This is a genomic window from Ligilactobacillus aviarius, assembly GCF_001654615.1.
Classification (GTDB): domain Bacteria; phylum Bacillota; class Bacilli; order Lactobacillales; family Lactobacillaceae; genus Ligilactobacillus; species Ligilactobacillus aviarius_B.
Map to the genome: position 1 here is coordinate 1 of NZ_LWUD01000046.1, position 11,907 is coordinate 11,907.

An 11,907-nucleotide genomic window follows, 5' to 3' on the forward strand; every position below is an offset into this window, starting at 1 on the left:
TCGTACTTCAATAAGTGAGCCAACATAGCTGGTGATGTTAAATCGTTGATAGCAACGATTTCCAAGTCATCTGAAACTTCAGCAATCCGACGGAATGCTAAACGGCCGATACGACCAAAACCATTAATACCTACTTTTGTAGTCATATTAATATTCCTCCTAAAAGGTAAATTTATACTTAAAGGAAATTAAGAATCCTTAATAACCCTCAACACTTTTGAATTATATCAGTAAAAATAAACGTATGCAAGCATATTCATCTTATAAGAGACTAAATATTTATTATCCCAGTAAAACGTTTTCGCCCAAGGCTTTTATTCTCTTAGTAAAGCGTGTACAATACTTATGCATATAAAAAATTCGAATAGACTTGGCGCCTAATAATTTTTTATTTTTATGGGTACAAAAAAAGAGGTTCAAAACTTGAACCTCTTAATGAATGCGCCAACTGGGAGTCGAACCCAGATTACAAGAACCGGAATCTTGTGTGCGATCCATTACACTATCGGCGCATTACTTTATTATACTAACCTATTCACTATAAAATTGCAACACCTATTTTCAATCTGTGAGGAAAAAAATGAAAATTTCACAAAATTTGAAACAAAAGCAGCTGCAAAAGCTTGCAATGACGCAACAAATGCAGCAATCGATCAAAATTTTAAAATCGACTAACGAAGAACTTACCAAACTGATCAAGCAACGCGAACTCGAAAATCCATTTATCGAAGTTCATGATTCCCATCCGCAAAATTCTGAGACGGTCGATTTCACTAACTTAATCTCCAACCGGCAACCATCGCTTGATGATTACCTGCTTGACCAGGTTCACCTTACGATGCGCAATACTCCGATCCGGACATTGGTGATCTACTTTATTGAAAATTTAGATGATAATGGTTATTTGAAACTTGACGTTGACCAAATGACCCACGATCAAAAATTCGATTCCACATTGGTTGCTGACGCGTTGACCCTCTTGCATCAGCTTGATCCGCCCGGAATCGGAGCCCGCAACCTGCAAGAATGTCTTTTGCTTCAAGCTGAACTTGATCCTGATGCGCCGCAACTCGCGGTTCCAATTTTGCAAAACGACTTTGAACAGCTCGTAAATAAAAATTGGAACCAGATTGCAACTAAATATTCGATTACCGAAGATGATGCGGTTGCCATTTTGCAATATGTTCAGACCCTTTCACCCGCTCCCGGTTTAGGGTACCAGCATCCCAACACCGAATACATCTATCCTGACCTGAAAGTTACAGTAAATAACGGAGTTCCTACGGTCGCACTAACCAAGCATGCGTTACCGCAACTAACATTCAATCAGGAATATTTTGAAGAAATGAATCAATCAGCTGATCCTGCTGTTCAAGCCTTTATTAACCAGAAGAAGCGAGAATATGATCAGCTCGATAGTCAGATCAATCAGCGCGAAAAAACAATTTTATTAGTGGGGCAAGCAATTATTGCCCATCAGCAAGAATTCTTTACGGATCCCACGCATCCGCTCAAACCATTACTTTTACGTGACATCGCTCATCAACTTCAACTTCATGAATCGACCATTAGTCGGGCTGTTAATGGTAAATATTTGAAAACTGATTTTGGAACGTATGAACTGAAATCATTCTTTACAACCGCTGCCCGCTATGCAGCTGATCAGGAATTAAGTACCGATTCAGTTCAGCGAATGATTCAAGATTTAGTTGCGAACGAAGACCCACACCATCCGCTTTCTGATCAAAAAATCGTCGATCTTTTAACGGCTAAGAAAATCAAAATTTCACGACGGACAGTCGCAAAGTACCGTTCGCAACTTGGAATTCCATCATCAAGTAAACGAAAGCAATAAAAAAATCATTGGCATTTTCAGCCAATGATTTTTTTATTATTCAACCGTTACACTCTTTGCAAGGTTCCGTGGTTTATCAACATCGTATCCGCGTTGTTCACTTGCATAGTAAGCAAGCAATTGAGCAGGGATAATTGCAACCAATGATGTCAATAACGGGTGAACCGTCGGCAATACGATTTGGTCGGTATCCTTTGCTAAATCTTTCGAAACAATTGAAATCACGTTCGCGCCCCGGGCAACAACTTCTTCTTCGTTGCTCCGTGTGTGTGATGCAATTGCATGATCAGTGATAATTGAAATTACCGGTGTTCCTTCTTCGATCAACGCAATCGTTCCGTGTTTCAATTCTCCGGCAGCAAATCCTTCAGTTTGAATATATGAAACTTCTTTCAGCTTCAATGCTGCTTCAATTGCTGTATCATAATCAATTGCCCGTCCAATGTAAAATGCGTTCCGAGCCTTTGCAAGGTACTTTTGAGCAAGTTTTTCGATGTCGTGTTTTTCATCAACCAATTCTTGCATTCCGTTCGCAACAATTGATAATTCCTTCCGCACATCAAAGTCTTTGGCTTCTTGGTATCCCATGTCAACCCCAAGAGCCTTTGCTAATAAGGCTTCAACTGCAATCTGAGCAGTGTATGCCTTGGTTGAAGCAACCGCGATTTCTGGGCCAGCATACAATAATAAGGTATACGTTGCTTCCCGTGATAACGTTGAGTTCGCAACGTTAGTGATCGTTAAGCTTGGATAACCGGCTTCATTAACCTGGGTTAATACTTGGTGGCTATCTGCAGTTTCACCACTTTGAGTCAAGAAAATGAAGAATGGTTTCTTTGATAATAATGGTTGGTTGTAAGCAAATTCGGAAGCAACATGCACTTCAGTTGGAATCTTGGCGAATTTTTCAAACAATTCATGGCCAACCAACCCAGCATGGTAACTTGTTCCGGCAGCCACAATGTAAAGCCGATCAGCATCTTCGATCGCATTGATCAAATCTTGGTCGATCTTCATTGAGCCGTCTTCATTTGTATATTCTTGAACTAACTTGTGCATTACTGCTGGTTGTTCATCAATTTCCTTCAACATGAAGTGTTCGTAAGCATCCTTTTCTGAAGCACTTGCATCTTCATCAACGTGGAAGGTCTTCCGTTCAACCGGTTGGCCGTTAGCATCTTGAATCTTAATTTCATCTGCCGTTAATTCAACGATTTCGCCGTCATGTAATTCAATGAAATCATGCGTAACGTTTAACATTGCCATTGCATCTGAGCAGACAACGTTGAATCCGTCACAAACCCCAATCAATAATGGGCTCTTCTTCTTGGCAATATATAAGGTTTCTGGATTTTCACGGTCGATCATCAAAATTCCGTAAGTTGAACCATCATCTAAAACGCTGATCGTCTTCTTGAATGCTTCAAGGGTTGACATCCCTTCCTTCGCAAAATGACCGACTAATTGAACGATCACTTCAGAATCTGTTTCACCCGCAAATTTAACTCCTTGAAGATATTCTTCCTTCAATTCCTTAAAGTTTGTAATTACCCCATTGTGAACAAGGTAAAACCGACCATCTTCTGAAACATGTGGGTGAGCATTGGCTTCGCTTGGAATTCCGTGCGTTGCCCACCGTGTATGTGCAACCCCAATTGTTCCGTGAACATCGTCGCTGATCTTCTTTTCAAGTTCTGAAATGCGGCCTTTCGTTTTAATTAAATAATCTTTTCCCTTTTCATCATTAACGTAAATTCCGGCTGAATCATATCCCCGGTATTCCAACTTCTTTAATCCATGAATCAATAATTCAACTGCGTTGTCGTTTCCGACTTCACCGACAATTCCACACATAATGTTATCCTCTTCCTGTTTATCAATTTAAGATTTTTATAATTGGTATAGATTAATTTAAAATGATATTAATCAATGCAACTAATAATATATCCATGTTTTGATTAAATGTCAAACATAAAATCAATTATTGGTATAGGACTATACCAATATTGAAAAAGAGATAAAAAAAAGAGGATGCAACCGTAACTGCATCCTCTTAGATATTAATTACCGCCGAATGTTTTGCCGAATTTCAGCTTTCAAGAACAATTTTGTAACGTCCGCTTCAATATCAGCAACCATCCGTTCAAACATTTCGTAACCATCTGCTTGGTATTCAACTAACGGATTCAATTGACCATATCCCCGCAATCCGATTGATTGCCGTAATTGGTCCATTTCATCAATGTGGTTTGTCCAGTGGTCATCAACGACCCGCAAGATAACAACCTTTTCAAATTCAAGCATTTGAGCTGGATCGTTCAGTTGTTTTGCTTTGCCTTGATAGTTTTCTTCTGCAAGATCCATCAAGTAGTCTTGGATTTCTTCCGGAGTCTTGCCGGCAAAATCATTGACCGTGATGCTGCCTTCCTTAACCATGTTAGCTTCTGCAAATTCAACTAAACCATCTAAATCCCATTCAGACTTATCACCTTGAGTCCGAACTTCAACGGCGTGTTTAACCGTCCGCCGAATCATTGGCATAATAACGTCTTTCAAACTCTTATCTTCAAGAATTACTTCTTGACGTTGCTTGTAAATGACTTCCCGTTGAGCCCGCATAACATCATCGTATTGAAGAACTTGTTTCCGGGTATCGTAGTTGTTCCCTTCAACCCGTTTTTGAGCAGATTCAACTTGCTTGGTGATCATCTTTGATTGGATAACTGCTTCGTCATCAGCAACCTTCATGCTTTCAAGCAAATCCTTGATCTTTTCTGAACCGAACCGGAGCATCAAATCATCTTCAAGTGAAAGGTAGAATTGTGACAATCCTGGATCACCTTGACGACCTGAACGTCCCCGCAACTGGTTATCGATCCGCCGTGATTCGTGCCGTTCAGTTCCGATAACTGCAAGGCCACCTAAATCACGCACCCCAGGTCCTAACTTAATATCCGTCCCACGACCAGCCATGTTCGTCGCAATCGTAACTGCGCCGCGTTGACCAGCATTCGCAACAATTTCCGCTTCCTTAGCGTGGTTCTTCGCGTTCAAAACAGCGTGCGGAATACCACGTTTATCAAGCAATTGTGAAAGATATTCAGATGTTTCAACCGCAACCGTTCCGACTAAGACTGGTTGACCAGCTTTGTGACGCCGTTCAATATCGTCAGCAACCGCATTAAACTTGCTCTTCAATGTTGGGTACAACAAGTCTGGACGGTCATCCCGAATAACCGGTTTGTTGGTTGGAATCGTAATAACTTGCATGTTGTAGATTTCACGGAATTCTTCTTCTTCAGTCTTCGCTGTCCCAGTCATTCCAGCTAACTTGCTGTACATCCGGAAGAAGTTCTGGTACGTGATGTTGGCCATGGTCTTCGTTTCTTCTTGGATTTCAACGTGTTCCTTGGCTTCAATTGCTTGGTGCAATCCATCTGAATAACGCCGACCATCCATTACACGTCCAGTAAATTGATCAACGATCAAAACTTCACCCTTTTGAACAACATAGTCTTTATCCCGCAACATAATGTAGTTTGCCCGCAAGGCATTGTCCAAGTGGTGGTTCAATGCCGTGTTGTCTGGATCAAACAAGTTTGTCAATCCAAAGTACTTTTCAGCTTTTTGAATCCCTTCTTCAGTCAATGAAACGGTCTTTGATTCAAGATCGATGTTGTAATCTTCGTCTTCAGTCAATGTCTTCGCAAACCGGTCTGTCCGAACATACAATGACGTTGAGCCCGTTGCTTGACCAGAAATGATCAATGGGGTCCGCGCTTCATCGATCAAAATTGAGTCTACTTCGTCGACGATTACATAGTTCAATGGCCGTTGAACCATATCCTCTTTATAAACAACCATGTTATCCCGCAAATAGTCGAAACCAAGTTCGCTGTTTGTTGAGTATGTGATGTCCGCATTGTATGCTTCCCGTTTTTCTTCTGGTGATTTGCTTGAAACGTTTAATCCAACCGTTAATCCAAGCCACTTATATAATTCACCCATTTCAGTTGCGTCACGTTCTGAAAGGTATTCGTTAACCGTAACAACGTGAACCCCTTTCCCTGAAAGAGCATTCAAGTAAACTGGCATGGTAGCCGTCAAAGTTTTTCCTTCACCAGTTTTCATTTCAGCAATGTTACCTTCATGAAGAACGATTCCACCTAAAATTTGAACGTGGTACGGGTATAAGCCCAAGACACGCTTAGCACCTTCACGAGCAACGGCAAATGCTTCTGGAAGCAAATCATCTAGTGTTTCGCCGTTTTGATATCTTTCTTTAAATTTCGGTGTTTGAGCTTTTAATTCTTCATCTGAAAGCTTTGCCATTTGATCAGCATAACTTTCAACCTTATTTGCAATTTTATTTAAGCGTTTAATTTCGCGTTTATCACTTTCAACCCATTTTTTAAGAATATTAACCATATCTGATTCCCTTCTAAAGTTTTCATTTGGTTAATTGAAAAATATACCAAGTCTAATAATATCATTTTTCAACGGCTTTTCAAACCGCTAAAGAAGCGTTTCTTCCCTTTTATGAAAAATTTAATTAAAAAATTTAGTTATTTTGCCGTTAACATCGAAAAGAGGCCGCACTAACCTAGCGCAGCCTCTCCCACGGTAATGCCCACTTTACCGCAATTTCGATTTAGTTTTTAATTAATTATTCTTCATTAATGTCAATCAAACCGTACCGACCATCACGCCGCCGGTAAACAATGTTGATGTCATCATTTTCAGCATCTTTGTAAATAAAGAAATTATGCCCAAGCATTTCCATTTGCAAAACTGCTTCTTCGCTGTCCATTGGCTTTACGGCAATGTTCTTTGTTCTTACGATTTCAATCTTCTTTTCGTCAGCTTCACCTTCAACATCGTTAACGAAGTCTGCATGGTCAAAGCCCTTTTCCCGTGACTTGCGGTTCACCTTTGTCTTGTGTTTCCGAATTTGACGGATCAACTTATCAGTAACCAAATCAATGCTGCCGTACATGTCAGTTGATGTTTCTTCTGCACGCAATACCAAGTATGGAAGCGGAATTGTAACTTCCACCTTCGCCGTCTTATCTGGATATGTCTTTAAATTAACATGCGCCGTTGCATTGATATTTTGATCCAAATACTTTTCTAATTTGGAAACTTTCTTTTCGATATAATCCCGAATTGCCGATGTTACTTCAATATTTTCCCCGCGAACGTTAACCTTTAACATAATAATTTCTCCTTTCACAACTGAGTATCACTACTCAAAAGAGACCTCTCATCTCTTCACTTTTATTATATCCGAAAACGCTTTAATTAACAATCAATTGCATTAATTTAAATAAATCTTAACGTGCAAGGGTAACTGACCGAATCTCAGCCGCGCCGGCTTTTAGTAAGAGATCTTGCGCATGATAAAGGGTGCGGCCCGTCGTGTAAATATCATCGATCAATACTACAGATTGATTTTTGACTTTTACTGGTGATTGCAAAATAAACGGCTGTTGCGTTTGCATTCGTTCTGCCCGATTTTTATGCGATTGTTTGACCCGATGCCGCTCGTCATCCATCACCAGCCACTGTTCCGTTTTTAACTTCGCAGTTAATCCTTTTACCTGGTTAAATCCCCGCTCATTAACCATGTGCTGATCAACTGGAATGATACAGTACTTCCATTTGCGCTGCGGATATTTTTGCCGAATAAACTGCTGAAATTCGGCTTGAAAAACCTTTCGCAAATAATAATCGCCCGCAAATTTGTACTGTTCAAAATAATCCCGCATTGCTTCGTTATGATAACAATATAATGCCTGATTATCCAAAAGCGGTTTTCCCATTTTTCGCCACCGCACACAGTCAGCACAATATTGTGAAGCGCACATCCGTCCGCATCCCTTACAGGTTGGACCGTCAATTCGCTGAAAACGGCTTTGACAATCATCGCAAATAAATTTTTCTTTAAAAGGTTCTAGTGAAAAAATCCACGCAAGGCTTAATGAATAGTCTAAGTCGCGTTTGCATAATAAACATTTACGATTCATGGAGTAATTTAGCCGCCTTTCGGTTTAAACTTTTTATTTGCCTTGCAGCTTGCTGAACCTTTAAAGAATAATATCTGATCACAAAATATACATCTCCGGTTGGACGCTCCCGACTACGTCCGACCCGGCCGGCAATTTGAACCAACGATGACCGTGAAAAATTCGAATCATTGGCATCCCAGACCATTAAATCCAAATTTTTAAACGTCACGCCCCGCTCTAAAATCGTCGTTGTTACTAAATAACGGTATTCTCCATCCCGCAACCGCTGCACCTTTTCGAGACGCTGCGGATCATTGGCGTGAACCGTATCCCCGGTTACCGTTGAAGAGACAACTTTTTGGATTGCTTCATAAAGCGGCGCAAGAAGTTTCACCCGGGGGACAAAAATTAAAAACGGCGTTTGTTGCGCAACCCATTTTAGAATGATTTTCTGAAGTTTAGATGACAGCTTTTGGTGCTCGACCTGCCGTTCCATTTGACGTTCGACCACAAACTTGATTTCAGGAAGCTGATGCTGATGAAACCGTAATGGCAGGTAGTCAAGGGTCAGCTGGCGTTTTCGAATCATTTTCATCGAATTTTCATCTGGCGTCGCCGTTAAATAAAGCATTACACCGTTTTTCTTACACGCATTCTTTGCCCCGGCTGCAAGGCTTAAATTATTTACGTATGGAAAAGAGTCAACTTCATCGATGATTAAAACATCAAATGCATGGTAAAACTTCATTAACTGGTGGATCGTGCACACCGTCAGCTGCGAATAAAAATACTGATTTGCCTGCCCGTGAAGCAGCAAACAATCAACGTTTGCAAACGCTGCTTGGATTCGGGGAAACAATTCATTGCAAACATCGATTCGCGGCGACGCAAGCGCAATTCTTTTTCCTTGCCGAATACTTTCCGTCAACATCGGAAACAGCATTTCCGTTTTGCCTGCCCCGGTAACTGCCCAAACTAAATGATTCTGACGGTGCGCAACCTTTTCAATCAGTTGCTGCGCGCATTGCGCTTGAAACGGCGAAAGCGTCCCCTTCCACGTTAAAATTTCGGATGGAATGTCAAACTGGTTCGGCTCCTTAATCCGATAAAGTTTATTTCGATTCGTTAACCGTCCAAATTGAATACAGTTGCGACAATAGTAATCACCGTTGGGCAACATTGCCTCCTTCAACGGTGTGCGTCCTAAACAACGTTGACAACATACTTCAGATCCAGATTTTAAAAGCGCATTCTCACCGGTTAAATTTAATTGTATAATGTCATCAGGCGTTAGTTGACGGTCTGTTACTTGGCGACCGTATAATTGGGAAATCTCCATTTTCATCCCTCCACTAATAACTACGCAATTGTTTATCATTTTGGAGCAATCATGAAAGAAAATTATCGCACGATTCGCCAGTCAGGCAATTTTTCGCAGATTATCAAAAAATCAGAATTCATCTGCTCAATTGCCCGCTGTCAATCAGAAAAAGAAGCCCTTGATTTTATCGACCAAGTTTCAAATCAACATAATAAGGCCCGGCATAATTGCTTTGCATTTATGGTCGGATTAAACGATCAGATTCAACGTGCCAGTGATAACGGTGAACCGTCTGGAACTGCCGGTGTTCCCATTTTAAATGCGCTCAAGCAAAACCATTTGCATAACGTGGTCGCAGTCGTCACCCGTTACTTTGGCGGAATTAAATTAGGAACCGGCGGATTGATCCGGGCATATAACGGCACAACGGCCGAAGCGATTCGCCAAATCGGAATCGTTGAGCGCATCGGAATGAATGAGGTTCAGTTCCAAGTCGAATATTCGCGCTTTGAAAAAGTTAAGTACTATTTAGAACAGCATGATGTTCACCTTGCTTCAACTGATTATGCGGAGAAAATTACCCTGACTGTTCTGCTTCCACATGCTGAAATCGATCACTTTGAAGAAGCCCTTCAAAATTTTCTCGGCGTGCAATTATCATTTACCATCGGCAAAGAAAGTTATGCTGATCAACTAGTTGAAAAATAAAAAAAACGGTAAGGAAATTATTATTCCTTACCGTTTTTATGTTCGCTTGATTTCAATACGATCCGTTTGATCAAATTCAAAAGCGGTTGGTGATTGCCACCGACTAATCCAATCAACTCAACAAAAATTTCAAGTCCCAGTAACGTTGCAATCGTCAGCAACAGTGAACCAAAAATATTTGAGATTGGATAAAGCAATGAAATAAACGAGAAAATCAATGCGATTCCATAAATTACCAGCACTGTTTGCCGGTGCGATAATCCCATTTGCATCAACCGGTGATGTAAGTGGTGCTTATCAGGTTTCATAATCGGTTTCTTATTTAATGCCCGTCGAATAATCGCAAAAACCGTATCTGTGATTGGAACTCCCAAAATAATTACCGGGATAATGATCGAAATAAACGTTGCGTTCTTTAATCCAAACAACGCAAATACCGAAATCATAAAGCCGATAAATAACGATCCGGTATCTCCAAGATAAATCGTTGCGGGGTGGAAATTATACGGTAAAAAGCCGATCAACGCAGCCACCAGCGTTGCAATCATCAACGAAATAAACGTATTCGTAACGTTTAAAAAGAAATAACCGGTCAATGCACTGGTTGTGAGGGCAATGATCGCAATCCCCGTTGCCAATCCATCAAGCCCGTCGATCAAGTTGATCGCGTTTGTAATTGCCAAGATCCAAATCAACGTGATCGGCAAGCTCAGCAATCCGAGCTTAACCGTTCCGGCAAATGGAATCGTCAACGTTGTCATTCGGATATGGGCAGCATAGTAAACGACCAGGGCCGCCGTTGTTAATCCAATCAATTTTTGAAATGGTTTTAATTCATAAATGTCATCAATAATTCCTGTAATCAATACAATGCACTGCGCAATAAACAGCGCAATCATCATCCGCATTGGGTATTGGCCATGCAATAAAACAAAGTTTGTAAAGTTAAATGCAATAAAAATTGCTAAGCCACCCATCGTCGGCATTGTTTTCTTATTTACCCGGCGTGCATTTGGCTTATCAACCGCGCCCACGCGAAATGCAAGCTGCCGTACCACCGGAACAAGCAATGCAGAAATTAAAATTGTTGCGAAAATCGACGCAAAAATTTTATACATAGGATGTCCTCTTTCTGTTATCCGTATCATCAATTCGACACGATACTACCTGATATCATATCATAATTAACCTGCCAAGGGGGATGAATATTGAAAATCGCACCTTAATTTTCAAATTAAATTCACGTTTAAAGTTCAATATGATACGATACATGGAAGAGAAAGAAGGAATTTTTATGCAATATGATACCTTGCTTTTCGACATTGACAATACATTACTTGACTTTGAAGCTGATGAAAGCCAGGCTTTAAAGCGTCTTTTTGATTTTGCCGGAATTGAATTGACTGATGATCTTCATCAAAAATATTCAACTTATAATCAAAGTCTTTGGCGGAAACTGGAACGTAATGAAATTACCCGTGAAGAACTCCTTGCGACTCGTTTTAACGTCTTCTTTAAGGAAAACTTCAACCGCGATGTAACGGACTTAAATTTGAATGACCGGTACATTAATTACCTAAGCGACGGCCACGATTTAATGCCGCATGCTGCCGAACTTCTTCAACTGCTCGAACAAAACCCAGCAATTCGCCTTGAAGTTGCCACCAATGGTGTTCCGCAAGCCCAATACAAACGCCTTAAGGAAGCCAAAATTATGAATTATTTTGATCAAATTTTCGTTTCCCAAGAAATCGGCGTCAATAAACCCAACATTGAATTTTACAATTATATCGAAGAGCATCTTGAAAACTTTGATGCTCACCGAACATTGATGATCGGCGATTCACTTACATCTGATATTCAAGGCGGCAATAACGCCAACATCGACACGGTATGGTTCAATCCGCAACACCTTGAAAATTCGTCATCGGCCCAGCCGACTTACGAAATTGATGATTTATTACAAATTAAAAAAATTATTTAAATAAGCAAAAAACAGTGTGATTTTTTCAACC

The 11,907-nt window shown here is 40.5% G+C and carries 10 protein-coding genes and 1 tRNA gene; 3 read left to right on the forward strand and 8 right to left on the reverse strand.

Annotation, left to right across the window (positions count from 1 at the left end):
- Together A3O17_RS07810 and A3O17_RS06080 are read right to left on the reverse strand one after the other, a co-directional pair.
- A partial coding sequence (locus tag A3O17_RS07810) for a glyceraldehyde 3-phosphate dehydrogenase NAD-binding domain-containing protein (protein WP_143453678.1) occupies window positions 1-146 on the reverse strand: 146 nt, incomplete at its 3' end.
- 294 nt (window positions 147-440) lie between these two features.
- Window positions 441-512 (reverse strand) — tRNA-Arg (locus A3O17_RS06080).
- A 68-nt stretch (window positions 513-580) separates the two neighbouring features.
- Between A3O17_RS06080 and rpoN the strand changes: the two genes are divergently transcribed.
- On the forward strand, window positions 581-1,855 hold the full coding sequence (gene rpoN / locus A3O17_RS06085) for an RNA polymerase factor sigma-54 (protein WP_064208474.1): 1,275 nt from the start codon (window positions 581-583) through the stop codon (window positions 1,853-1,855).
- A 36-nt stretch (window positions 1,856-1,891) separates the two neighbouring features.
- Here rpoN and glmS read toward each other — a convergent pair whose 3' ends face one another.
- From glmS to A3O17_RS06110, 5 genes are all read right to left on the reverse strand, one after another.
- Complete coding sequence (gene glmS, locus A3O17_RS06090; RefSeq protein ID WP_064208473.1) at window positions 1,892-3,709, reverse strand: glutamine--fructose-6-phosphate transaminase (isomerizing); 1,818 nt, start codon at window positions 3,707-3,709, stop codon at window positions 1,892-1,894.
- Between the two features lie 210 nt (window positions 3,710-3,919).
- On the reverse strand, window positions 3,920-6,283 hold the full coding sequence (gene secA, locus A3O17_RS06095) for a preprotein translocase subunit SecA (protein WP_057826749.1): 2,364 nt from the start codon (window positions 6,281-6,283) through the stop codon (window positions 3,920-3,922).
- Between the two features lie 238 nt (window positions 6,284-6,521).
- A complete protein-coding gene (gene hpf / locus A3O17_RS06100) occupies window positions 6,522-7,070 on the reverse strand; it encodes a ribosome hibernation-promoting factor, HPF/YfiA family (RefSeq protein WP_057826750.1) in 549 nt (182 codons plus the stop codon).
- 118 nt (window positions 7,071-7,188) lie between these two features.
- A complete protein-coding gene (locus tag A3O17_RS06105; protein WP_225354671.1) occupies window positions 7,189-7,677 on the reverse strand; it encodes a ComF family protein in 489 nt (162 codons plus the stop codon).
- Window positions 7,678-7,870: 193 nt separating this feature from the next.
- On the reverse strand, window positions 7,871-9,202 hold the full coding sequence (locus tag A3O17_RS06110) for a DEAD/DEAH box helicase (RefSeq protein ID WP_064208471.1): 1,332 nt from the start codon (window positions 9,200-9,202) through the stop codon (window positions 7,871-7,873).
- Window positions 9,203-9,253: 51 nt separating this feature from the next.
- On the opposite strand from A3O17_RS06110, the gene A3O17_RS06115 reads away from it, so the two are divergent.
- Window positions 9,254-9,892, forward strand: coding sequence for a YigZ family protein (locus tag A3O17_RS06115; protein WP_064208470.1), 639 nt, complete (start codon window positions 9,254-9,256; stop codon window positions 9,890-9,892).
- Between the two features lie 20 nt (window positions 9,893-9,912).
- Here the strand turns inward: A3O17_RS06115 and A3O17_RS06120 are convergent, their stop codons facing one another.
- Complete coding sequence (locus A3O17_RS06120; RefSeq protein WP_064208469.1) at window positions 9,913-11,010, reverse strand: glycosyltransferase family 4 protein; 1,098 nt, start codon at window positions 11,008-11,010, stop codon at window positions 9,913-9,915.
- Between the two features lie 176 nt (window positions 11,011-11,186).
- Between A3O17_RS06120 and A3O17_RS06125 the strand changes: the two genes are divergently transcribed.
- Window positions 11,187-11,876 carry a YjjG family noncanonical pyrimidine nucleotidase gene (locus A3O17_RS06125; protein ID WP_064208468.1) on the forward strand — a complete coding sequence of 230 codons (690 nt, stop codon included), beginning with the start codon at window positions 11,187-11,189 and terminating at the stop codon, window positions 11,874-11,876.
- Window positions 11,877-11,907 lie beyond the last annotated feature (31 nt).